This is a genomic window from Sphingomonas sp. (assembly GCF_041661825.1).
Taxonomy (GTDB): domain Bacteria; phylum Pseudomonadota; class Alphaproteobacteria; order Sphingomonadales; family Sphingomonadaceae; genus Sphingomonas.
This window is the reverse complement of sequence record NZ_JBAZTU010000008.1, coordinates 48,889-70,763: the sequence shown is the minus strand read 5'-3', so window position 1 is coordinate 70,763 and position 21,875 is coordinate 48,889. Positions and strand designations below refer to the sequence as shown.

Annotated in this window: 23 protein-coding genes; 15 read left to right on the top strand and 8 right to left on the bottom strand. The window is 67.8% G+C overall.

Annotated features, from left to right (window positions below; genetic code table 11):
* Genes WC729_RS28865 through WC729_RS28835 form a run of 7 tightly spaced genes read left to right on the top strand, consistent with a single transcriptional unit; the run spans position 1 to position 4,559 of the window.
* Complete coding sequence (locus WC729_RS28865; RefSeq protein ID WP_372858221.1) at positions 1-435, top strand: hypothetical protein; 435 nt, start codon at positions 1-3, stop codon at positions 433-435.
* Positions 432-1,199, top strand: coding sequence for a type III secretion system inner membrane ring lipoprotein SctJ (gene sctJ / locus WC729_RS28860; RefSeq protein WP_372858220.1), 768 nt, complete (start codon positions 432-434; stop codon positions 1,197-1,199). The genes WC729_RS28865 and sctJ overlap by 4 nt, the downstream gene beginning before the upstream one ends.
* On the top strand, positions 1,196-1,672 hold the full coding sequence (locus WC729_RS28855) for a hypothetical protein (RefSeq protein WP_372858219.1): 477 nt from the start codon (positions 1,196-1,198) through the stop codon (positions 1,670-1,672). Before sctJ ends, WC729_RS28855 begins: the two co-directional genes overlap by 4 nt.
* Positions 1,669-2,259: a FliH/SctL family protein gene (locus tag WC729_RS28850; protein ID WP_372858217.1), complete on the top strand. Its 591-nt coding sequence runs from the start codon at positions 1,669-1,671 to the stop codon at positions 2,257-2,259. The genes WC729_RS28855 and WC729_RS28850 overlap by 4 nt, the downstream gene beginning before the upstream one ends.
* Positions 2,256-3,584 (top strand): FliI/YscN family ATPase, encoded by a 1,329-nt coding sequence (locus WC729_RS28845; RefSeq protein ID WP_372858216.1) that lies wholly within the window; start codon positions 2,256-2,258, stop codon positions 3,582-3,584. Before WC729_RS28850 ends, WC729_RS28845 begins: the two co-directional genes overlap by 4 nt.
* On the top strand, positions 3,574-4,026 hold the full coding sequence (locus WC729_RS28840; RefSeq protein ID WP_372858214.1) for a hypothetical protein: 453 nt from the start codon (positions 3,574-3,576) through the stop codon (positions 4,024-4,026). The genes WC729_RS28845 and WC729_RS28840 overlap by 11 nt, the downstream gene beginning before the upstream one ends.
* A complete protein-coding gene (locus tag WC729_RS28835; protein ID WP_372858212.1) occupies positions 4,023-4,559 on the top strand; it encodes a hypothetical protein in 537 nt (178 codons plus the stop codon). The genes WC729_RS28840 and WC729_RS28835 overlap by 4 nt, the downstream gene beginning before the upstream one ends.
* Here WC729_RS28835 and WC729_RS28830 read toward each other — a convergent pair.
* On the bottom strand, positions 4,523-5,422 hold the full coding sequence (locus tag WC729_RS28830; protein WP_372858211.1) for a DUF1521 domain-containing protein: 900 nt from the start codon (positions 5,420-5,422) through the stop codon (positions 4,523-4,525). The two genes, WC729_RS28835 and WC729_RS28830, sit on opposite strands and share 37 nt — an antisense overlap.
* Entirely contained in the window at positions 5,419-5,892 is a 474-nt protein-coding gene (locus tag WC729_RS28825; RefSeq protein ID WP_372858209.1) for a hypothetical protein, read from the bottom strand. Before WC729_RS28825 ends, WC729_RS28830 begins: the two co-directional genes overlap by 4 nt.
* A 120-nt stretch (positions 5,893-6,012) precedes the next feature.
* On the opposite strand from WC729_RS28825, the gene WC729_RS28820 reads away from it, so the two are divergent.
* Complete coding sequence (locus WC729_RS28820) at positions 6,013-6,399, top strand: hypothetical protein (RefSeq protein ID WP_372858207.1); 387 nt, start codon at positions 6,013-6,015, stop codon at positions 6,397-6,399.
* Positions 6,400-6,405: 6 nt separating this feature from the next.
* Here the strand turns inward: WC729_RS28820 and WC729_RS28815 are convergent, their stop codons facing one another.
* Both WC729_RS28815 and WC729_RS28810 read right to left on the bottom strand, forming a co-directional pair.
* On the bottom strand, positions 6,406-6,723 hold the full coding sequence (locus WC729_RS28815) for a hypothetical protein (protein WP_372858206.1): 318 nt from the start codon (positions 6,721-6,723) through the stop codon (positions 6,406-6,408).
* Complete coding sequence (locus WC729_RS28810; protein ID WP_372858204.1) at positions 6,723-8,048, bottom strand: phage tail tip lysozyme; 1,326 nt, start codon at positions 8,046-8,048, stop codon at positions 6,723-6,725. The genes WC729_RS28815 and WC729_RS28810 overlap by 1 nt, the downstream gene beginning before the upstream one ends.
* A 104-nt stretch (positions 8,049-8,152) precedes the next feature.
* Here WC729_RS28810 and WC729_RS28805 point away from each other — a divergent pair, with 104 nt between their 5' ends.
* Positions 8,153-9,433, top strand: coding sequence for a pentapeptide repeat-containing protein (locus WC729_RS28805; protein WP_372858203.1), 1,281 nt, complete (start codon positions 8,153-8,155; stop codon positions 9,431-9,433).
* Here the strand turns inward: WC729_RS28805 and WC729_RS28800 are convergent.
* Both WC729_RS28800 and WC729_RS28795 read right to left on the bottom strand, forming a co-directional pair.
* Entirely contained in the window at positions 9,430-10,353 is a 924-nt protein-coding gene (locus WC729_RS28800) for an ankyrin repeat domain-containing protein (protein ID WP_372858201.1), read from the bottom strand. The genes WC729_RS28805 and WC729_RS28800 overlap by 4 nt on opposite strands.
* A gap of 49 nt (positions 10,354-10,402) precedes the next feature.
* Positions 10,403-11,338: an Mbeg1-like protein gene (locus tag WC729_RS28795; RefSeq protein WP_372858200.1), complete on the bottom strand. Its 936-nt coding sequence runs from the start codon at positions 11,336-11,338 to the stop codon at positions 10,403-10,405.
* Between the two features lie 172 nt (positions 11,339-11,510).
* Here WC729_RS28795 and WC729_RS28790 point away from each other — a divergent pair, with 172 nt between their 5' ends.
* From WC729_RS28790 to WC729_RS28765, 6 genes are all read left to right on the top strand, one after another.
* Complete coding sequence (locus WC729_RS28790) at positions 11,511-12,392, top strand: DUF1521 domain-containing protein (RefSeq protein WP_372858198.1); 882 nt, start codon at positions 11,511-11,513, stop codon at positions 12,390-12,392.
* Positions 12,393-12,416: 24 nt separating this feature from the next.
* Positions 12,417-13,634, top strand: a complete 1,218-nt coding sequence (locus WC729_RS28785; protein ID WP_372858197.1) for a DNA/RNA non-specific endonuclease — start codon at positions 12,417-12,419, stop codon at positions 13,632-13,634.
* 38 nt (positions 13,635-13,672) lie between these two features.
* Positions 13,673-14,062 (top strand): hypothetical protein, encoded by a 390-nt coding sequence (locus WC729_RS28780; RefSeq protein WP_372858196.1) that lies wholly within the window; start codon positions 13,673-13,675, stop codon positions 14,060-14,062.
* Positions 14,063-14,345: 283 nt separating this feature from the next.
* Positions 14,346-16,511 carry a TonB-dependent siderophore receptor gene (locus WC729_RS28775; RefSeq protein WP_372858195.1) on the top strand — a complete coding sequence of 722 codons (2,166 nt, stop codon included), beginning with the start codon at positions 14,346-14,348 and terminating at the stop codon, positions 16,509-16,511.
* Between the two features lie 232 nt (positions 16,512-16,743).
* Positions 16,744-18,000 carry an MFS transporter gene (locus WC729_RS28770; protein WP_372858194.1) on the top strand — a complete coding sequence of 419 codons (1,257 nt, stop codon included), beginning with the start codon at positions 16,744-16,746 and terminating at the stop codon, positions 17,998-18,000.
* Complete coding sequence (locus WC729_RS28765) at positions 17,997-20,390, top strand: TIM-barrel domain-containing protein (protein ID WP_372858192.1); 2,394 nt, start codon at positions 17,997-17,999, stop codon at positions 20,388-20,390. The genes WC729_RS28770 and WC729_RS28765 overlap by 4 nt, the downstream gene beginning before the upstream one ends.
* 47 nt (positions 20,391-20,437) lie before the next feature.
* On the opposite strand, the gene WC729_RS28760 is transcribed toward WC729_RS28765, so the two are convergent.
* A complete protein-coding gene (locus WC729_RS28760) occupies positions 20,438-21,001 on the bottom strand; it encodes a hypothetical protein (protein ID WP_372858191.1) in 564 nt (187 codons plus the stop codon).
* Positions 21,002-21,115: 114 nt separating this feature from the next.
* Entirely contained in the window at positions 21,116-21,856 is a 741-nt protein-coding gene (locus WC729_RS28755) for a FadR/GntR family transcriptional regulator (protein ID WP_372858189.1), read from the bottom strand.
* Positions 21,857-21,875 lie beyond the last annotated feature (19 nt).

Genomic DNA, 21,875 nt, shown 5'->3' with positions numbered 1-21,875 from the left:
ATGAGCATCGACGCGATCGGCGCGCTCGCCGCGTCAGCCGCCGGTGCGGGCGGCTCCTCCGCCACCGCCGGCCGGGCCTTCGACCTGCTCCCGCCGGGCGGCGGCAGCGCCGGCGTCTCGGGCGTGAGCCCGACGGTCGAAGGGCGTTTCCACCATGCGCTGGAAAAGCTGGGCGAGGTCCAGGGCACGGTTCAGGCCGGCCCGATCCCCCCGGCGCTCAAGGGCATGTTCAACGCGCTCGACCAGGTCAACATCCAGGCCCGCGCCGTCTCGCGCTACGCCGCCAATGCCGAAGCGAGCGGCGGGCAGCTGACCCCGGGCGAGATGGTCCAGCTCACCATGAAATGCTCGGAATTCATGTTCCAGGCGCAGCTCACCTCGAACATCGCCAACCGCAGCTCGGACGGCGTCCAGCAATTGTTCAAGCAGCAATGAGCGCGGCTGGGTCCTTCGGATCGTCGTGGCGGGGGCGCCTCGCCGCGCCCCTGCTGCTGCTCGCCGCGCTCACCCTGGCCGGCTGCAGCCGGCAGGAAGTCTATGGCAAGCTGACCGAGCCGGCCGCCAACGAAATGCTGGCGGTATTGAACCAGGCCGGCATCCCGGCGCACAAGGTCGCGGGCGAGAAGGACAATTGGAGCATCACGGTCGACCAGGGCGAATTCGCCCGCGCGGTCGAGACGCTGCGCGCGCATGGCCTGCCGCGCGAGAATTACGATTCGCTTGGATCGGTATTCAAGAAGGAGGGCTTCACCTCCACCCCGCTCGAGGAACGCGCCCGGCTGATCTACGGCCTGTCGCAGGAGCTGAGCCGGACGATCAGCGAGATCGACGGCGTGGTCCAGGCGCGCGTCCATCTCACCATGCCCGAGGCCGACCCGCTGTCGCGCGAGGCCAAGCCGTCGGCGGCATCGGTGTTCGTCAAATACCGCACCGGATTCGACCTGCGCAGCCAGACCGGCGCGATCAAGTCACTCGTCACCAACGCGATCGACGGACTGACCTATGACCGGGTCTCCGTAGTGATGGTGCCGGCGCAGAGCCTGCCGGTGGTGCCGGAAAGCCAGGGCATGGTCTCGGTATCGACGCTGGTGCGCACCCTCGCGGCGATCGTCGCGGCATTGCTGCTCGCCTTTGCCGGCCGCGCGCTCTGGCGCATGCGACGCGTCCGGGGCGGCGTGCCGGATAGGGTGCGCTCGTGAGAGGGGCGACCCGGCGCCGGCGCTACGCGATCCTTGTCGAAGCAGCCGGCGACGGGCGTGGTGCGCGCTTCGCGCGACGGCGCGCGGGCAAGCCCGGCCCGCGTTTCGCCGATATCGCCAAGGTCCCCGACTGGCTGTCGGCCGAACCGGGCGAGCAGCATCGCATCGCGATTCTTGCCGCGTTGCTGCGCTACCGCCGCGCGATCGATGCCGAATTGTCGGGCGCCCGGCTGGCCGCGCTGGCGGCCGCTGTCGGCGAGGACCTGCTGGACGCGGCCTGCGAAGCACCGGCCCCCGACCGGGTCAACAACCTGCCGCTCCCACAACCGGAGCGCCTCCATGCCGAGGGCCGTGCGCTGCTTCATGCCGCGCTGCCGCTGCCCTTCGCACAGCGCTTCCCCGACGCACTCGATGATCCCCAGGCGCGAGACCTCGCCGCACGCGCCAGCAGGATCGTGGCTGCGCTGGCATGACCTTCCATCTGATCCATGCCGACGATCGCGCGTTGCTCGCCAGCGGCACGGCCGTGATCAAGCGTGCCCAGCGGGTGGATTTCACCGACGCCGTCGCGCTACTTCAGGCGAGCGCAGCGATCCGCGATCGGGCCTCCAGCGACGCCGAGAACGCGCGCGCCGCCGGCCGCGCCGAGGGCCTGGCCGAGGCGACGGCAGCGGCCGGCGAGCATATCGCCGAACAGCTCGCCGATTTCGCCGCCGCGATCGAACGGCATGAAGAGGCCCGCCGCGCTGCGGTTGCCGAGGCGGCCCATGCCGCGGTTCGCGCGATCGTGGGTGAGATCGATGACGAGACGCTCGTCCCGCTGATGGTCGAGCGCACGCTTGCCCGGCTGCCCGGCGAGGGCCCGGTGACCATCTCCGTCGCGCCCGACATGGCCGACCGGCTCGCCCCGCGCCTTGCCGACTTCACGCATGTCACGATCATCGCGGATTCCACACTCTATTCCACCGACTGCCAGCTGCGCACCAGCGCAGGCCAGGTGATCGCCAGCCTGTCGGTCCAGCTCGACGCGCTCGCCCGGCGCTGGGGAATCGAGGCGTGAGCAGCCGGCCCGACACGCTTTCACTGGTCCGCGCGCTCGACGCCGCGCCGATGTTCGAGCAGCATGGCCGCATCGTCGGCGCGCTCGGCACGACACTGCGCGTCAGCGGGGTGCGCGCGCGCATCGGCGAAAGCTGCGAGATCGTCGATCCCGAGACCGGCTTCACCCTCTGGGCCGAAGTGATCGGCCTCGCCGATGGCGGCGCAATCCTGACGCCGCTCGGCGATCTGCGCGGGCTGTCGCTCGACAGCGACGTGATCCTGCGCAGCGGCGACGATCGCACGCCGTGCGGCAGCGACATGTTCGGCCGGGTGCTCGATGCGCGGCTCCAGCCGCTCGACGGGCTCGGCCCGGTCCGCCGCGGCAGTGACCGCGCGATCCATGCGGCCTCGCCTAATCCGATGGACCGCCGCCCGATCGATGCGGCGATGGAGACCGGCATCCGCGCGATCGACGGACTGCTGACCATCGGCATCGGCCAGCGCGTCGGTATCTTCGCCAGCGCCGGCGTGGGCAAGAGCATGCTGCTCGCCAATCTCGCGCGCCAGGCGCGGTGCGACGCGATCGTCATTGCGATGATCGGCGAGCGCGGGCGCGAAGTACGCGAGTTCATCGAGGAGACGCTGGGGCCGGAAGGACTTGCGCGATCAGTCGTGGTGGTCGCGACCTCGGACCGGCCGGCGATGGAGCGCGTGCGCGCGGCGCATGTCGCCACGGCCATCGCCGAGGGGCTGCGCGAGGAAGGCCGGCACGTGCTGCTGCTGATGGACAGTGTCACGCGCTTCGCCCGCGCTCTGCGCGAGATCGGGCTGGCGGCCGGCGAGCCGGCGGTGCGCCGCGGCTTCCCTCCTTCCGTCTTCGCGGAGCTGCCGCGGCTGTTCGAGCGGACCGGCACCTCGGCGGCGGGCGCGATCACGGCGCTCTACACCGTGCTGCTCGAGGACGAAGATGGCGACCCGGTGGGCGAGGAAGTGCGCTCGCTGCTCGACGGCCATATCGTCCTGTCGCGCAAGCTCGCCGCGCGCGGCCATTATCCGGCGATCGACATTCTCGGCAGCCTGTCGCGCCTGTTCCCGCGTCTTGCCCCGGCGGCGCAGCAGCGCGCGGCGACCGGCTTGCGCGCGATGCTGGCCAAGCTCGACGAAATCGACCTGCTCGTCCAGATGGGCGAATATGAGCCCGGTCGCGACCGGCTCGCCGACCGCGCCCTGGCTGAACGCGGCGCGATCAATGCTTTCCTGCGCCAGACCCGCCACGAATCGGCGACGCTCGCCGAATGCGTGGCGCGGCTGCGCCCTTTCGAGGAGATCGATCATGGCCGTTGATCCGGGCGGGCCGAGGCTCGCGCAGATCGCCCGCGTCCGTGGGCTGCGCCTGTCGCGCGCTGCCGCCGATGCGCTGGCCGCCGCCGAAGAGGCTGCCGCCGCGCTCGACCGCGCCCGCGCCGACCATGCCGCTGCAATCGCCGCCCGGGCCGAAGCGCGCCAGGCCTTCACCCGCACGCCGGCGTGCAGCCAGGCGCGGCTATGGCTCGACCATAGCATCGCGCTGGAGGCCGGCGCGGCAGCTTATGTCGCCGAGCGGCATATGCGGCTCGACCTCGCCCGCGACGCCCATGGCGAGGCATTCCGCGCGGTCGGCCGCCACCAGCTGCGCAGCGACACCATCGCCGACCATCGCCGCGCCGCGATCCGGGTCGAGCAGCGCCGCGTCGAGGACCGGCTCGAAGCCGATATGCCGATGACCGTCCGGAGCCATATGTCATGAACGCCGCCCCACCGCCCCGGCCGAGCTACACGCCGTCGCCCCGCCCGGCCCATAACCCACAGCCCGAGCCCCAGCCCGCGCAGAAGCGTGCCTTTGCCGATGCGCTGACCCGCAATGCGGGCAAGACGAAGAAGCAGACTGCCGACGACAATGTCTTCGCCGCGCTCGCCATGCCGCGCGATCTCGCCGCGGCCCCGATGGCGGAGGCGCCGGCGACGGCAGGCGATGTCGATGCGATGCTCCACGCGCATCTCGACCGCATCGCCGCTGCCATTGCCGAAGTGACAAAGGGCGGCGCTGAGCCGCAGGTCCAGCTCTCGCTGCCGCTCGGCGCCTATCGCATCGAGGGCGCCGTGCTCGGCCGCAATCTCGCCGGGCAGATCAACGTGCTGCTGATCCCCGCCACCGCCGTGCCGCCGGCGATGGCGGTGCAGTGGAGCGAGCAGCTGAACGAACGCCTGTTGCGACGCGAGATTCGCGTCGGCCGCGTCGGCGTTCAGGCGCCATCGAGACGGGCGTTCCCCCCGGCATAAAGCGCGATGGCGCGGTGGACTTCGGCGCTCCGGTCGCGCCCTCCCGGCTCGTCGACCCGGTTGCGGCCGATCGTCAGCATCAGCGAGTCGATCTGGTTATAGGTAACGAAGCTCGAGATCGCTTTGGAGATCTCGCCCAAGCTGAGCGTGGTCCGGCCCGGGCCGTAGCGGCGGCCGGGCGCGGTTTGCTTCAACACGGCCTGCGTGACGGCATTGCCATATTCGTCGCTCCACCGGCCGGTGATGTCGGTGACGATGGTCAGCCCGTCGCGCGTCGCCGCGTCGATCGCTTCGCCGTCGAAGCTCTGCTCGACCGTCAGGTCGCCCAGGGTCTCCTCCGACACGCCGGTGATCACCATCGCCCGGTCGTCGCGAGTGACGGTCAGCTTGTCGAGGCGGTACAGGTCGGCGATCGCGGCATCGACCGCGGTCTCCATCGTGATCTTCGTGCCGTTGCCCAGCTCGACGCTGGTCGTGCCCCAGAAGCGCGCGGCATCGGCGCCGTCGAGCGCGATCTCCGCCGCACCCCAGACCAGCAGCGACTCCCCGGTTTCGGCATTGGTGACGTAGATCGACGAGGTCGCCTCATCGATCGTCAAGGTATAGCCGTCGCCAAGCTCGAACATGATCCCGCCGATCGACACCGCCTTTACCTCGAACGCTGGCGGGCCGGACATGGCGGGCAGGCCCTCGGCCGGCGCGACATAGAGCGCGATATCGGCCGTCTCGGGCAGCATCGCGGCGGCATCGGCGGGGGCGGCGATCGGATCGAGCAGCACGACGCTCGCGACCATCGGGGTCGCGTCGTCGGAGAGCGTGATGCTGATGCTGTCGATGGCCGACGAGGCGACCGGATCGGTCACCAGGGCGCATCCTCGCGCAGGCGGAAGATCCCTGCCTGGATGGCGGCGAAGGCATAGTCCGCATCGGTCGAGCCTGGCCGGCCGTCATGGTCGACCAGATTGAAGTGCAGCCCGGCGACCATGCCAAGCACGCTGCTGTGCGGTTTGGCCGCGATCAAGGCGGCGACCTCGCTGGTGAATTCGTGCAGCGCGCGGGTAAGCCGCCCGGTATCGGCCGGGCCGCCGCCGAGCGACGCCGACAGCTCGGCCGCGACCTGCCCGACACCGTACGCATCATTGGCCGATCCACCGGGATGGCCGCCGCGCGCATCGGGATCGACCAGCCCGAGCTGGCCCGTCAGCGTCGTCGCGACGCGGCTGGACAGGGTGGTCATCGCCGCGGCGGCAAGCGTGCCGGGGCCGCCATTGCCGCCATCGATTCCCCCGAGCGAGACCCGCTCGGTGCGTCCCGTGCTGATAGGATTGATCATCGGTCAATACTCGTCGGACGGTTGGAACATGCCGTCGTAAATAGCGTGTCCCGGCCTCTCGCGCGCTCAACGATTCGCTTAGGGAAGAATACGGAAAGAAGCGGCTTCCGGGAGAGCAGCATGATCGGCACCGTCGTCGCGGGGATTCTCGCCAGTACTGCGCCCGTTTCCAGTGCCGAGCGCGTCGCAATGCTCGACACCGCGCGCCGGCCCGTCGTCCGGCAATTGGGCAAGCCGGTGAAGTTCCTCGTGCGCACCCTTAACCGCGACGGCGACTGGGCTTTCCTCGTCGCGACCATGCAGGATGCCCAGGGCCGGCCGATCAGCTATGCCGGCACCCCGCTCGCTTCGGCCGAAGCGGAGGGGATGATCTCGAAGGACTATGTCGCACTGCTGCAGCGGTCCGGCGGGCGCTGGCGCGTGGTCGACCAGGCGGTGGGCCCGACCGATGTCGCGTGGGAAGGCTGGGCGGCACGCTATGGGGCGCCGGCGGGGTTGTTTCGATAAAGGGCGTCAATAAGTCCCGTGCTCATTCCCGCGGGTCCAATATTGGAAGCTGTGATTGAGCGCCCGCGTGGCGAAGACGACATTGCCGCGGTTCAGTTCGTGGCCCATGGCCGGTGCGCCGTCGAGCGTACCGGCCCACCAGCCGGACGAGCGCTTCCCGACGAACACCAGTTGTCGGCCGCTCCGTCCTTTGGCGCGCAAGGTGGTCGCGCCGCCAGCGCCGACGCTGAAGCTGATCTCGCACGACTCAGGCGCCGCATCGTCGAAGCTGCAGGTGGCTGGCTCGGCGGACGCCGCCAGGCCCGCCAGCATCAGGCCGAGCATCATCGCTGGAAGATTCCGTTGGCGAGCTGCGCGCGGTGCGCCGAATCCCCGACGATATCGGCCGGCCGCTCATAATAGCGGCAGACGATCGCCGCCGCGTCGCCGGCATTGCTCGCCTGGCGCAGCCGGTTGGCCGCGCCCCGTTCGGTCGTGCTCAGCTCGTGCTGGACGAATTCGAGCTGCTCCTGGAAGGTCGAGCTGCGGATGTCGTGCCCGGCCCAGGCCGCGAAATCGGCCTGGCGCGGCCCTTCCCATTGGCCGAGGCCATAGCCCGGCCCGCCGCCGATCTGGCGGATCGACGCCTCCATCCCGCTCTCGGCATCGAGATTGGCGACGATCCCCGCGGCCTGCGCGCGCGTCCAGCCCTGCGCCTGGAAATAGGTCATGGCCTGGTCGATCCGGCCCTGGCGGGTCGTGGCCGGGGTGGCCGGCCCGGTGTCGTTGGCCGCTGCGAGCGTGCTGCCCTGTGCGCTCGCCGGCGCGCGGAGGATCTTGCCGCCATGCGACAGCGCCCAGGACAGGCTGCCGTAGCTGACCTGCTGGGTGCCATCGGCGTTGCGGTTGTTCGATCCGATCGTCTGGCCGTTCCCGGCATAGAGCACAGTATGCGACACGCCGCCGCCCTGGATGATGACCACATCGCCGGGCCGCGCCTGCGCCGCGCTCACCTCGGTCCAGCCGCGCGACCGGAGCGTGCTGTTGAGTTGGGCTACCGAATCCGTGTGAAGATTGCCGGGAAGCTGCCCGGCCTCGGTCAGCACTGCCGACACGAAATTCGCGCAGCAGACATTGGCCGGCACATTGGCGTTCATCGGCAGATCGTCGCTGCGGTCGCCGCGCAATTCCGACGCGTTGCGCCCGAGATAGTGTTTCGCGATGTCCGCCGGATTGCGGCCATTACCGCTTCCCGAGGGGCCAGTGGCCCCGCCCGCGGCATCGGCGCCGCGCGAGCCCGAACCGCCGAGCTGCAGCACCTGGTTTGGCCGGATCAGGTTCGGATTGACGATCCCGTTGTCGAGCGCGAGGCTGTGCCAGTCGAGCCCGAAGCGCGCGGCGATGCCCGACAGGGTTTCGCCGGGTTTCACACTATAGGTTCCACCCGTCGCGGCGCTTCCGCTCGGAATCGTCAGACTCTCGTTCGGGCGGATCAGATTGGGATTCGATATCTGCGGGTTCGCCGCGATCAGAGCGCTCAGCGAGACGCCCTTTGCCGCGGCGATGCCGGACAGCGTGTCGCCGGGCTTCACGCTGTAGCGCATGTCCACATCGACATTCAGCGTCTGCGAGCGCGCCGCCGTCACCGATTCGACCATCTTCGCCTCCATCGATTGGGCAACCGGAATCCCATGTCGGGCGTCGGGTGTCTCTCAACGAATCGTTTAGGGCGCGGCTCGGCGCGCCGTGCGACGAACGGAAGGGAGGAGAATAGATGATCCTTGTCGCATTGCTGCTGGCTCAATCCACCCCGGCCGCGCCCGTCCCGGCCCCGATCGGTTGCGCGGCGCAGGCGGGGGCGATCGACGGAAGCGGAGCAAGCCTGCCCGTAGCGGTCGACGGCGCCACGCTCAAAAATGCCGGGGCGATCGGCAGGCTGCGCAGGAAGGCGAAGGACGGGGGCGTCATCCTGATCGAGGGCGGCGACTTCAGCGGTCAGGATTTCCGCAAGGCCGACCTCGCCTCGATCTGCTTTCGCGGCAGCGACCTTTCGAAGAGCAACTGGAGCGGCGTCACCGCGCCCGGCCTCGGGTTCATCGATACCGACCTCAGCGAAGCGCAACTGACTGGTGCGGTTCTGCCCGGCGTGCTGTTGCGCACGGCGACGCTCGCCGGCGCCGATGCGACCGGCGCCGATTTCCGCGGCGGTCAGCTCGATGGCGGCTGGAAGGCAAGCCTTGCCGGCTGGAAGATCGACGGCGCCAATTTCTCCGGCTTCCGCTTCCAGTGCGGCGTGACCGAAGCCGATGGCTGCCCGTTCGATCGGCAGGGGATCAGCGCGAAAGGCGCCGATTTCTCGGGCGCGTCGTTCCACGGCTTTTCCTTCTGGGGCTCAGCGCTCGACAATGCGCGGTTCGAGGGTGCCGAGATGGGGCTGCAGGACCTCACCCAGATCGAGGGCGCGACACTGCCCGCCACCCTGGTCCTTCGACAGGGGAAGAAGCACTATTCCGTCACCGGCCCGGTCGCCGCCGCGATCGCCCGCGCCCTGACGACGAGCGCTACCGAGGCCGTGAGCGCTCCGGGCAAACCGGCACGCCTGACGGGCAAGCATCTGTTCCTCAGCGACAGCCTGACGATCGCCCCGGCCGCGGCGAGCGACCCGCAATGGCCGAGCGTGGTGCGCGTGCTGCTGCAACTCGCGCCTTCCTGGCTGATGATCTCGGCCAGCCCCGGCCGCCAGGCCCAGGCACGCGGGCGGTCGGATTCGGAAGACGGCCATAGCTGTACGCTGTCCAGCCAGGGGCTGGCGGCCGGGCCGAACAACAGCCTGATCGTCCTGCCGCCCGGCCGCCGCGGCGCGCGCCCGGGCGTGCCGGCGATCCTGACGCTGGGCGACATTGCGTCGATCGCGCCGGAACAGGCGAGTGCGGTGGATTCAGTCCGCATCGTGCAATGCGCGGGCGCTGCGCCCTTCGGCACGATGCGACGCGTGCCGGTCGACGACCTGACCTTCGATGCCTTGTGGTCGAGCGCAGTAGGCCCGGCGGGCTAGTTCCTCGCGCGAATCTGCGCCAGCGCTTCGGCCGAAACGGTCATGCCTGCCTTGGCCATCGCCGGTGTCGGCCACGCGCCCGATGCCACCATCTGCCGCACGGTCGCGCGATCGGGCGGGGGCCAGCCGATGCCGCTCGCTTTGGCCCGCTCGACCAGCCGCGCCCGCGCTGCCTTCATCTCCGGCCCGGTAAAGGCGACGGGTTCCGCGACCAGTTCATGCACGGCCATGCTGCCGTCCCCGGCGACGCTCCACAATGTTCCGCCCTTCTGGACCAGCAATTCCGCGATATCGGCCTGCTCCGCATCGAGCGCCATCCGCACCCGGTCGATCCCGAAACTGTCGGCCCAGCGCGGATCGGCGCCATGCCGCAACAGGGTCATCACACCACCGACATGCGAGAAGGCGATCGCCGATTTCATCGCATCCTCGCCATCGGGCAGGCGCTGCGGATCGGGCGAGGCGCCAGCGCGCAGCAACGCCTCGGCGAGATCGGGCGAGTCGGCAAGAAGGGCCAAGGTCAGCGCATTGCCGGGCCTCACGCCATTAGCGGGCATGCCGGCCGCGAGCAGCATCGCGATGCCGTCCGGGTCGCAGCGCGACACCGCCAGGGTCAGCAGGTCGCCATATTGGCCGTCGGGCGCCGAGCTCATCCGCGGATCGTGAGTTACCACCGTGCCGATCAGCCGCGGATCGCGCGCCAGCATCGCGCGCGCCTCACCGGTCCGCCCGTCGAGCACTGCCTCGGCCAGGGTCCGCCCCGAAGCGCCATTGGTGACATTGGCCAGCACGCGCGTGCGATCCGGCAGCACGACCGAGCTGCGCTTGCTGAAACAGGCCTTGTCGGCCGCCATGCTGCATCCCCCGGTCGGCGCGATCGCCAGCATCACCGCGATGCCGAAGAAACGATGGCGGGTCACGACCGGTTCCTAGAGCCCGGCCAGTGCGGCGTGAACCGGCAATCGCGGATCACTGCGCCGGCATGCTGCTCAGCACCCAGTCCATGCCGTGGCGCGCGACCGGATTGTCCTGGTACCAATGCTGCCCCTCGGGCCGCACGGCATCGAGCGGCACGCGCGTGCCATAGGCTTCGGGCGCATCGGCAAACACGGCGCCCGGTATGCCGCCGAAGATCGCGCCGAGCACGCGGTCGCCGCCATCCTGCACCGCCGACAGGATCTCGCCGCGGACATAGAATGCGGTGATCTCGGCCGCGCGGCCGATGCCCGCACCATTGCGTATGCCGTCGGCCTGGCGGATCGTCGCGTCGCTCAGCCCGGCGGCGTTGAAGGTCGCCGCGTCGCGCCCGCTCGCCAGCGCCGCCGCCGAGGCGAGCCCGCCGCCGAGCGAATGGCCGGTCAGCGTCACGTTCGCATCGGGGTTGCGCGCCAATGCCTTCGCGACCAGCAGCGCATGGGCATATTGATCGGACGGCAGGCCCACTGCCTGTTGCGCATTGGCTTTCCAGTCGCTGCCGTCGGTCGTGCCGCGGAAGCTCACGACATAGCGCGTGCTCGCGCCCTCGCCGCTCGCATAGACCCGCGCCCGGAAGGCGCTCTGCGGCGAGGTCAGGTCTTGCCGGCTCAGCCCGAGCTGCGCCAGGTCGGCGTCGCTCGCCACCCGGTATCCCGGGGGCGGCGCGGTGATATCGTTATAGACGTCGCCCGCTAGCTGGGCGAGTTCGCGCGTCGTCGGGCCGCCCGCAGCGGCGATCCCGGCCGGCGCGGTGGCGGCCGGCGCGGCGAACTGGATCGGCGGCTGGGGCTGTTGCCACACCAGCGCCTCGCGGACGGGGATGAGGTGCGACTGGAATTCGCTGTTCGCTGCCTCACGGAGCCTCGAGGCGACCGCGCCCGATGGGGCGAGGCTCGGCGTGCGCAGGGCAAGGCTGTTGGCGGCGTCCATGCGTCCCTCGTCGCGGGCAAATGCAGAAGGCGTGGTGCCATTCGCCGTGCCACCTGTCGCTAGACGAATCGTTTAGGCCTTCTAAGCGATCCGTTGAGTGATGCCGCGCCAGCGGCATGGCACCTCTTCCTCCCATGATGGCCGATCCGGGCCAGTGCGATGGAGGAAAAGCATGACGACGATCGCTTCGGGCCAGTCCGCCCAATTCGCCGCCAACGCCGATCTGGCGGTGCGGGGCAGCGCGCTGATGATGGCGGCGGGCATCCTCGCCGGTTCCTTCCGCCCGCTCGGTGCCGGCCCCCTCGCCTTTGGCACGCTGCCCGCCGCGTTCGCGATCCGCCTCGGCACCTTGGCGCAAGGCGAGGCACCGAGCCAGCTCCAGCAGCGCGCCGGCTTCACCGCGCAGGTCACCGGCCAGAGCACCGCGAGGGTCGATCTCGGCGACGGCTATCGGCTCGAGATCGACGAGCGCAACAGCGAGATGACCATCTTCAACGAGACGACCGGCGAAAGCACCCGCATCTGGGGCGATCCGCATGTCGATGTGAACGGCAATCACCAGTTCGATTTCTACGGCACGACGACCTTCGAACTGGCCAACGGCACCAAGATCACCATCAACACCGAACCCTATGCCGCCAACCCCAATGCCTATCTCGCCAGCCAGGTGGTGGTGACCAAGGGCAGCAACGCAGTGGTGATCGACGGCATAAGCCAGAACCGGATCGGCGATCTCTCGGTCAGCGTGTCGAACAACGGCTATGCGATCGACGCGGCGCATCGCGACGGCTTCACCGTGCTGGAGCAGGCCGGCGGCTGGCAGACCGAAATGGGCCAGACCGTGACTCAGGCCGAAGCCGACATCACCAAACCGGGCGCGCTCTACGGCCCGGGCAGCGACGCGATGAGCCTGGCCGAAGCCGGCACCGCGATCGGCAGCTTCCTGTTCTTCGGCAGCCTGTTCGGTGCCTCGGTCGGTCTCGACGCCTCAGTGCGCGCGTCGTTCGGCAATCTCGAATCGACCCGGGTGCTGCGCCAGCTCCTGCTGGCCTGATCCCCCGAGCGGCAGGAGACGATCATGGTTGGCGGTGTGAACGGCGTCACGGACGCGGCAAGGACCCTGAGCAATGCCGGCGGCCTGGGCGAGGCGCTGGTCGTCGCCAACCGCACGTCGCGCGGCGTCGATGTCGGCGGGCTCACCCGCGACCTCGCGGAGCTGTCGCTGCGCGACCCCAAGGGCGCGGCGAATGCGATCGAGGCAGCCCGCAAGGATCTCACGCCCGTTCAGCAGGGCGAGTTCGACCGGCTGCTGCCCGATGCGATCTCGACCCGGCAGCGCGCGGCCAACGCCGCGCCCACCGGCCTTACCGATGCCCAGAAGGAGCTGGGGCTCGACCTCACTCAGATGGGGCTCGACGTTGCCGGGCTGTTCGATCCGACGCCGATCTCGGACGGCGCGAACGGCGTCATCTCGCTGCTGCGCGGCGACTGGCTCGGTGCCGGCATCTCGGCGGTCAGCATGATCCCCTATCTCGGCGACGCGGCCAAGCTGGGCAAGCTCGGCAAATGGGGCGAGACGGTGATGAAGGCAGTCGAGCTGGCCAAGACCGACAGCGCCTTCGCCCAGGCAGTCCGGCCGGCGCTCAGCAAGATCTCCGACGCGATCGGCGCGGCGCCCCAGGCATTGCTCGACCGCCTGCCGCAATCGGCGCGCGACACGCTCACCGGCATGAAGCGCCAGATCGACGGGCTCTCCTCGATCGCCGCGAAAAAGGCCGACACCGTCGCGGCGGCCGGCGTGCACAGTGCGAAGGTCGGCGACAATGCGGTGACCTGGACGCTCGATGCGAGCGGCCGGCCGACCTCCGCCTCGGCCACGCTCTCCGAACTCCAGCCCAAGGGCGCGGTGCGCGGCGGCGACGAGCTTTCCGCCCAGGATCATGTCCGCGGCCGCGGGCTCGATGACGACGATGCCGGCCATATCATCGGCCACCGCTTCCTCGGCGACCAGGGCGAGCGGAACATGTTCCCGCAGAATTTCAACTTCAACCGTTCCGCCTACAAGACGATGGAGAATGAATGGGCGGCCTGGATCGAGGCCGGCGGCACCGTGAAGATCAATGTCGCGCTGAAGGGCGGCACCGCCGACCGGCCAGCGCAGGTGGGCGTCGTGTACGAAGTGCTGAACGCGGCGGGCAAACGGGTCTTCAAGAATAGCGAGCTGTTCGATAATGCGGCGGGGCAGGTGTTCGACCGGGTCTCGACCGCGGACATCCGCAAGTTGCTCGCCAAGTGACCGGCGCCCCGGTCGCAGCGTTTCTGGAGGTGGTTTCGATGACCAGCATGGCATTCGACCAGGCCCGCGCCGATGCGCTGGTGCACGAGATCGGCCAGATGGTGATCGCCGATCCCAACTACGCCGAACGCGAGTGGAGCGGCATCGCGCTGGTAGTCGAGGTCGCCGAGCGCAAGCGCATGTACGGCTTCGTCTATCTCGCCGATGGCGACTGGGAAGCCGAGACTCCCGACGATTTCGACGTGATCGAGCGTGCCGCCGACCTCAACCGGGTAATGGCCGCCGGCGGCAATGGCTGGACGCGCTGCCTCGTGCAGATATCGCGCCCCGGTCCCAAGGTCGCGATCCGCTTCGACTATGACGACACCGGCGACTGGGTAGTAACGCCGGGCAATCATGAAGAGATGGTCGCCCGCCTCAAGCCGTGAGGCCGTGACGGGCCGGGACGACCGATCCCCTCCCCACGCGCGGCTATCGCTGCCGCGTCGCTAGCCTGGTCTTTGATCCCGTCATCCGTTCGCGGTGCCATTCTTTGCATTTTGGCAAGCCGTTGTCCGTGCTGAAGGCAACTCCCTTCAGCATCTATGCTAGCGTTCACAACCATATTTTGCACTTTGTAATTGCATAGTACAATATATCGAATATACTCCCTGACAAGTAGAGTCGCGGTCCAAGCGAACGATCGGCGCATCCACCCAGGGGAGGTTGACCATGTTTACGAAGACTCGCGCCCGTCATGCACTGGCAGTGACGAGCGCGCTGGTGCTGTCGATGGCCGCAGGTTCAGCCTGGGCGCAGGACAAGGACCAACGACCGGCCGATACCAAAAGCGAGGACCCTGCGCCTCCGGGCGAGGACATCGTCGTCACCGGAGATCGCAACAATCAATACGGCACCAACGTCGTCCAGGCCGGCAGCTTCCGAGGCGCCAAGGCGCTCGACGTGCCGCTGACCATCTCGGTGATCCCGTCGGCCGTGCTGCGCTCGCAACAGGCGGTCGACCTTATCGACGCTGTCCGCAACACGGCGGGCGTGTCGACCAGCAGCGTCGGCCCGGTCGCCTATAACAACCTCACCATCCGCGGCATCTCCGTCGACACGCGCAGCAACTTCAAGCTCGATGGCGCGCTGAACATCCTCTCCTCGACGGCCTTCCCGCTCGAGAACAAGGACCGGGTCGAGGTGCTGAAGGGCGCCTCCGCGCTCTATTACGGCTTCTCGACGCCGGCCGGCATCGTCAACCTGACGATGAAGCGACCCACCAACCAGTTCAGCCTCTATGCCAACAGCTTTGCCGACAGCAACGGCGGCTATGGCCAGCATATCGACGTCGGCGATACCATCGGCATGTTCGGGTATCGCCTCAACGGCGTGCTGGCGCATATCGACACCGGCGTCGATTATTCGACGGGCCGCCGCTATCTCGCGTCGGGCGCCTTCGACCTGAAGCCCACCGACAAGCTGACGATCACCGCCGATATCGAATATTTCGGCCGGCGCGTGGTCGAACCCGCGATCTTCCTGCTCAACGTTCCCGCCGGTGCGACGACGGTGCAACTGCCGTCGGTGACGCGGCTCGACCCGCACAACAACCTCGCCGGGGCGCCCTGGGCCGCCAACGACACGACCGAGCTGAACTATCTCGGCAAGGCGGTCTACAAATTCTCCCGGGACTGGAATCTGTCGGCCTATTACGGCAAGTCGCGGCTGGTCCGGATTCGCAACAACCCGCAATTCACCCCGACCAATCTCACCACGGCGCTCACCACGGGTACCGGCGTGGTTCGTTTCTCCGCGCAGAACACGCTGTTCGAGAACGAGAATTACGCGGCGGAACTGGCGGGGACGCTCCGCTTCGGGACGATCCGCAACGAAATGCTGCTGGGCGCCTCGCGTGCCCTGCGCGATCTCGCCTCGCCTTCGCCAGTGCGAGTCAGCATCGCCCAGAACTTCCTCAATCCGGTGCTCATCGCGAACCCGAACCTGGCGTTCGCCGCGCGACCCAAACCGACCCGCATCGACGATCGCGGCCTCTATTTCTTCGACCGGCTGAGCTTCAACGATATCGTCCAGCTGCTCGGCGGCATCCGCTTCAGCGATTATCGGGATTCCAGCATCATCAATGGCGGGAAGACCTTCAAGGCCACCCCCACCTCGCTCTCCGGCGGCGTGGTTGTGAAACCGGTGAAATGGATCAGCGCCTACGGCACCTATATCGAAGGATTCGAGGGCACGCCGGCCGCGCCGATCGCGACCGAGAACAATACCGACAGCTTCCCGCCGACCAACAGCATCCAGTATGAAGCGGGCATCAAGCTCGAGCCCAAGGACAATCTGCTGATCCAGGCGGCCTATTTCGACATCGATCGCGGCGCCTCCTATCAGGCGATCAATCCGACCACGGGCAACCAGCATTATTATACCGACGGCCGGGAGCGCTATCGGGGCTTCGAGTTCAGCCTGACCGGCAATGTCATCGACGATCTGGCGCTGTACGCGACCTTCACTGCGCTGTCGGCCCATTACAACCAGACTCCGAACATCGCCGGCAAGCGCGTCGAGGGCACGCCGAAGAACACCTGGTCGCTGGCCGGCGAATATACGGTGTCCTGGCTCGATCCGGGCCTCAAGCTGACTGCCGGCGCCTATCATACCGGCACTCAGGCGCTCAACGCGGCCAACAACGCCTTTACCGATCCCTATACGACGTTCGACCTGGGCGGGTCCTACACCTTCACTTTCAACGACCATCAACTCGTGGCGCGCGTCAATGCGCAGAACATCACGGGCAAGCGCTATTGGGCCGCGACCGGCGCCAATATCCTCGCGGAGAATCTGCCGAGCCTGGTGAAATTCTCGCTGAGCTTCAAATACTGACCCGCCGCCGGGCAAGCGAGCGCCCCCTCGCTTGCCCCGCAAGGGTCGCTCGATGTTGATCCCGATCACCGAGCACGTCAGCGGATTGGTCTGACCTCTCTGGACAGACCATTATCGGTGCGGTAGCGTTTGACACGTGGACGGCCGCCGATAGCGTGCCTGCCATTGATGGCTTCCACGCGGCCGACGATACGCAACACCCGAAAAAAATGGCGCGGAGAAAGGGGAGGGCATGAGGCGGATACCCCATCTGCGCTGGTGGATCGTCGCGTTGATCTGCGCCGGCACGATCGCGAACTATCTGGCGCGCAATTCGCTGGGCGTGCTCGCGCCGCAGCTGAAGACCGACCTCGCGATGACCACCCAGCAATACAGTTACGTCGTCGGCGCGTTCCAGCTCGCCTATACGGTGATGCAGCCGGTCGCCGGATTCATCGTCGATCGCTTCGGCCTGCGTGCGGGCTTCGCGTTGTTCGGCGTCGCCTGGTCGGTCGCCAACATGCTGCATGCGTTCGCCGCCGGCTGGCTGGGGCTCGCCTTCTTCCGCGGGCTGCTCGGGCTCGCCGAATCCGCTGCGGTGCCATCGGGAATCAAGGCGATCGCCGAATGGTTTCCGGCACGCGAGCGCTCCGTGGCAGTCGGCTGGTTCAATGCCGGCACCTCGCTCGGGGCGCTGATCGCGCCGCCGGTGGTGATCGCCGTCTCGCTCTGGGCCGACTGGCGGGTGGCGTTCATCGTCACCGGCGCGACCGGCCTGGTCTGGGCGGCGGCGTGGTACGCCTTTTACCGCAGCCCCGCGGTGCATCCCGCGATCACGCCCGAGGAACAGGCGATGATCGCGGCGGATCGTCCGAGCGTGCCGGGGCCGAAGGCGACCGCGCGCGAGATCCTCGGCTCGACGAAATTCTGGGTGATCGCAGTACCGCGTTTCCTGGCCGAGCCGGCATGGCAGACTTTCAGCTTCTGGATCCCGCTCTATCTCGCGACGGAGCGCGGCATGGACCTGAAGCAGATCGCGCTGTTCGCCTGGCTGCCCTTCCTCGCAGCGGACATGGGCGGCGTGCTCGGCGGCTATCTCTCGCCTTTCCTGGTGAAACGCTTCGGCGTGCGGCTCATCACCTCGCGCGTCGCGGGCGTCAGCCTCGCTGCGGTGCTGATGATCGCGCCGGGCTGTATCGGCCTTGCCGTCAGCCCCTATACCGCCATCGCCCTGTTCTGCGTCGGCGGCTTCGCGCACCAGATGATCTCGGTGCTGATCAACACGCTCTCGGCCGACGTGTTCACGCCCGAGGAAGTCGGCACCGCCAACGGCTTTGTCGGTCAGGCGGGGTGGATTGGCGGATTGCTCTTCTCGCTGCTGATCGGCCAGCTCGCCGACACGGTGGGCTACGCACCGCTGTTTGCTGCCCTGTCGGTGTTCGACCTGATCGGGGCCGTCGTCCTGATCCTCGGCATTCGACATCTGATCGTTCCGGAGCCCCGCCGATGAGACGCGCCACGCTTTCCAACCCGCCGCTGTTCGCGCTGGCGGAGCAAAGTCGCGGCCGCCTGACCCTGGTCGCCGACACCGGTGCGGTGGCGCATCTCTTCGTACTCGAGGAGGATATCGCGCGGCTCCTGCTGCTGGCTGACGGCGCGGTGACGAGCCCCCCAAGCTGGGCGATCGCGGCCGGCGAGAGCGATATCACCGAGCCGGGGCGCGACCGAATGGACGTGGCCGGCTTCACCTGCCCGGACTTCGCGCTCGTCGTCGAGGACGAAAAGATCGTCATCGAGACGGCGCGGCTGCGCCTCACCGTCCAGCTCCACGGCCTGCATTGCACCTGGGAGCAGCGCGAGGGGGAGCAATGGCACCTGATGGCGGCGGATCGCCCGACCCAGGCCTATGATTTCGGCTGGTGGGACGGCCGCGCCTATCATTATTGCGCACGCCATGCGGGCGAGCGTTATTATGGACTGGGCGACCGGACTGGCGACAACGACCGCGCCGGGCGCAGCTTCCGCCTGATCAATCTCGATCCGATGGGCTATGACGCCGAGCAGAGCGACCCGCTCTACAAGTCGATCCCGTACGTCCTCGTCGCCGATGCTGCCGGCCGCTGCCACGGCGCCTTTTACGACACCGTTGCGGATGTCGCCTTCGACTTCGGGCGCGAACTCGACAATTATCACGGACATTACCGCCATGTCGTGGCGGACAGCGGCGATCTCGACCTGTGGATGATCGCCGGCCCCGATCCGCTGGCCGTGACGCGGCGTTTCACCTGGCTCACCGGGCGCCCGGCGCTGATGCCGCGCTGGTCGCTCGGCTATTCCGGCTCGACCATGAGCTATACCGACGCGCCCGATGCGGCGGCCCAGATGGCGGGCTTCCTCGACAAGCTCGGCGAGCATGATCTCGGCTGCACCTCCTTCCATCTGTCGTCGGGCTACACCTCGATCGGCGACAAGCGTTATGTGTTCAACTGGAACAACGACAAATTCCCCGATCCCGGCGCCTTTGTCGCCAGCTATGCCGATGCGGGCGTCCGTCTGGTGCCCAACATCAAGCCGGCGTTGCTGCGCAGCCATCCACGCTATGACGAGGTGGCTGCCGCCGGGCTGCTCGTCGGCGACGCAGACGGCGCGCCGATCGAGGCGCAATTCTGGGACGAGGTCGGCAGCTATATCGACTTCACCAACCCGGCAGCAGCCGCCTGGTGGCGCGACCAGGTCACGTCGGCGCTGCTCGATCACGGCATCGTCGCGACATGGAACGACAATAACGAATATGAGATCTGGGATAAGCGCGCCCGCTTCCACGGCTTCGGCGCGCCCCGCCCTGCCGCCTCGATGCGGCCGGTGCAGCCGCTGCTGATGGCCCGCGCCTCGCGCCGCGCGCAACAGGAGGCGGCTCCCGGATCCCGGCCCTATGTCGTTACGCGCTCGGGTATGGCGGGGCTGCAGCGCTATGCCCAAACCTGGAGCGGTGACAACCGCACCGAGTGGAAAACCCTCCGCTACAACGCCCGCATGGCCATCGGGCTGGCGCTGTCGGGCGTGTCGAACAGCGGGCATGATGTCGGCGGCTTTGCCGGGCCAGCGCCGGAACCCGAGCTGCTGCTGCGCTGGGTGCAGGCGGGTGTGTTCATGCCGCGGTTCAGCATCCATAGCTGGAACGACGACCGCACCGTCAACGAGCCATGGATGTATCCGGAGATAGTGCCCGCCATCCACCGGCTGATGGCGCTGCGCCAGACCCTGGTGCCGTTCTTCTACGACCTGCTGCATCGCTATCATACCGATTGCGACCCGATGGTGCGGCCGACCTGGCTCGACTTTCCCGGCGACGCCCATGCCTGGAAGGAGAATGACGAGCATCTGCTTGGCCCCGACCTGCTGGTCGCGACGGTGATGGAACCGGATGCCACGACGCGGACGCTGCGGACGCCGGCAGGTGCGGACTGGGTCCATGTGTGGACCGGCGATCATATCGCAGGCGGCACGAACGTCACCCTTGCCGCACCGCTCGATGGACCGCCTCCCCTGCTCGCACGCGCCGGATCGGCGATGCTGGTCGACCTCGCCAAGGGCGGATGGCATCCCAAACCCTATCGGCGCGGCGTCTGGCTGTTTCCGCCGCGGGAGGGGGCGTTCACCTGGAGTGCGATCGAGGATGCGGGCGACGGCGAAGAGCCGGTCGATCGCTGGCATCTCGACGGCCACGCCGACCCTGAGCGCATCGCGATCACGGTGCGGCGCGAGGGACTGGGAAGCGGGGGTGAGGGAACGATCACGCTCCTGCTGCCGGTCGACGAGCGGCGAGTGTTGCAGGTCAATGGCGGGGCCGGCGATATCGTGACACATGATGGGCGCCGTGGCGTTACGATCACCGTCTAAGTCGTGGAGTCGCAAACGGGCCGACCCGAGGCGATCCAGGTCAGCGCCTATCGCGGGCGGGCGCTCAGAACTTCGCGAACTGCGCGTGCTTCATCACCCGTGCTCGCCAGGATGAACGGACTCGAACAGGGCGCTTGCAGGACTGTCAAAAGACCCGCTTCCGGGCTGGGTATGATCGTAGCGCTTGGGCCGCGCAACGGCGGCATGCTGGAGTCCGCTTTACGCAGCGCGATGAGATATGGCCCGGCATCCATTGCCTTGGGCTCCGCGAAGGTGGAATTGTCCCAGGTTACCGATAGCCTGAACGGGGCTTTCCCAACCAGCACCTGATCCACCACTATGTCGAAGCGTGCATAATCACTTAATAGATTGGCGTTCTTGTCTTCGTAAAACCTGCGCATTTCTGGCGACAAAGCGGGACTGTCCAGCATCTTTTGACGGAACACAGGATCTCGAATGACCTTATAGTTCTCGATGCGGCCCACAATGACCATGTCTGCATATTTGATATCGCCGGGAGCGAGCGGCACGCTCACCCGGCAGGCGTGCGCTGCTTCGCCGGAAAATGGGCAGACAAGAGCAGCAACGGCGATCAACCAGCAGCGCAGCATTTCGCCTTCTCCAGATAGTCCGCCTTGCGTTCTATCTCTCCCCTATAGGAGACCGCCTTAACGAGCGCTTTCCCTGGCCTCGGGCTATTCGCGATCATGGGTTAACGACCCAGCTCAGACCGCCACCCGGCGCGCAAGATCGCTTCGCTTCGCTTCTACCTCTGCCCGCGCGCGCTCGAAGGTATCGCTTTCGGTCGCGGTCAGCAGGCCGTCGATGACGCGCGCTAGATGGTCGCGCATCTCGCGCCTTGCCGCATGGGGGTCGCGATCGCGGAGCGCCGTGAGGATGCGCTGATGCTCGTCGATGCGCGGCTGCACGCCGACGCTGCGCGCGCGCTCCAGCATATGCGCGCAGAGCGGCGAGCGGTAGCGCGCGTCCCATAGCGACTCGACGACATCCACCACCGCCGAGTTGCGCGTCGCCCGTGCGATCGTCAGGTGAAAGGATCGGTCGGCATGCTCGCCACTGATATTCTCGAGATTCTCGCGCTCCATCTCGCCGATCAGCGTCTCGAGCGTCGCGATCTCCTCATCGGTGATCGAGACCGCGGCGAGCGCCGCTGCCTCGCCCTCGAACAGGCGTCGCGCCTCGGTCAGTTCGAAGGCGCCGATGTCGAGCCCGATCATCGCGGCATCCTTGGGCGGATTGTCGACGACGAAGATGCCCGCCCCGTGCCGCGTCCGGACGAGCCCGATCACGTCGAGCGCGATCATCGCTTCGCGGATCGTCGGGCGGCTGACCTTATATTCCTCGGCCAGGTCGCGTTCGGACGGAATGCGCTGGCCCGGCGCGAACTCGCCGCGTTGGATCGCACCGGCGACGGCCGCCGCGACCTGCTGGTATAATTTGCGCAAGTCCGGCTGCAGGTTGGCG

Bases quoted from the DNA above. Each gene is read 5' to 3' on its own strand.
- WC729_RS28865 (WP_372858221.1), top strand. From the start codon at position 1: ATGAGCATCGACGCGATCGGCGCGCTCGCCGCGTCAGCCGCCGGTGCG.
- sctJ (WP_372858220.1), top strand. From the start codon at position 432: ATGAGCGCGGCTGGGTCCTTCGGATCGTCGTGGCGGGGGCGCCTCGCC.
- WC729_RS28850 (WP_372858217.1), top strand. From the start codon at position 1,669: ATGACCTTCCATCTGATCCATGCCGACGATCGCGCGTTGCTCGCCAGC.
- WC729_RS28840 (WP_372858214.1), top strand. From the start codon at position 3,574: ATGGCCGTTGATCCGGGCGGGCCGAGGCTCGCGCAGATCGCCCGCGTC.
- WC729_RS28835 (WP_372858212.1), top strand. From the start codon at position 4,023: ATGAACGCCGCCCCACCGCCCCGGCCGAGCTACACGCCGTCGCCCCGC.
- WC729_RS28825 (WP_372858209.1), bottom strand. From the start codon at position 5,892: ATGATCAATCCTATCAGCACGGGACGCACCGAGCGGGTCTCGCTCGGG.
- WC729_RS28820 (WP_372858207.1), top strand. From the start codon at position 6,013: ATGATCGGCACCGTCGTCGCGGGGATTCTCGCCAGTACTGCGCCCGTT.
- WC729_RS28815 (WP_372858206.1), bottom strand. From the start codon at position 6,723: ATGCTCGGCCTGATGCTGGCGGGCCTGGCGGCGTCCGCCGAGCCAGCC.
- WC729_RS28810 (WP_372858204.1), bottom strand. From the start codon at position 8,048: ATGGAGGCGAAGATGGTCGAATCGGTGACGGCGGCGCGCTCGCAGACG.
- WC729_RS28805 (WP_372858203.1), top strand. From the start codon at position 8,153: ATGATCCTTGTCGCATTGCTGCTGGCTCAATCCACCCCGGCCGCGCCC.
- WC729_RS28795 (WP_372858200.1), bottom strand. From the start codon at position 11,338: ATGGACGCCGCCAACAGCCTTGCCCTGCGCACGCCGAGCCTCGCCCCA.
- WC729_RS28790 (WP_372858198.1), top strand. From the start codon at position 11,511: ATGACGACGATCGCTTCGGGCCAGTCCGCCCAATTCGCCGCCAACGCC.
- WC729_RS28785 (WP_372858197.1), top strand. From the start codon at position 12,417: ATGGTTGGCGGTGTGAACGGCGTCACGGACGCGGCAAGGACCCTGAGC.
- WC729_RS28780 (WP_372858196.1), top strand. From the start codon at position 13,673: ATGACCAGCATGGCATTCGACCAGGCCCGCGCCGATGCGCTGGTGCAC.
- WC729_RS28775 (WP_372858195.1), top strand. From the start codon at position 14,346: ATGTTTACGAAGACTCGCGCCCGTCATGCACTGGCAGTGACGAGCGCG.
- WC729_RS28770 (WP_372858194.1), top strand. From the start codon at position 16,744: ATGAGGCGGATACCCCATCTGCGCTGGTGGATCGTCGCGTTGATCTGC.
- WC729_RS28765 (WP_372858192.1), top strand. From the start codon at position 17,997: ATGAGACGCGCCACGCTTTCCAACCCGCCGCTGTTCGCGCTGGCGGAG.
- WC729_RS28760 (WP_372858191.1), bottom strand. From the start codon at position 21,001: ATGCTGCGCTGCTGGTTGATCGCCGTTGCTGCTCTTGTCTGCCCATTT.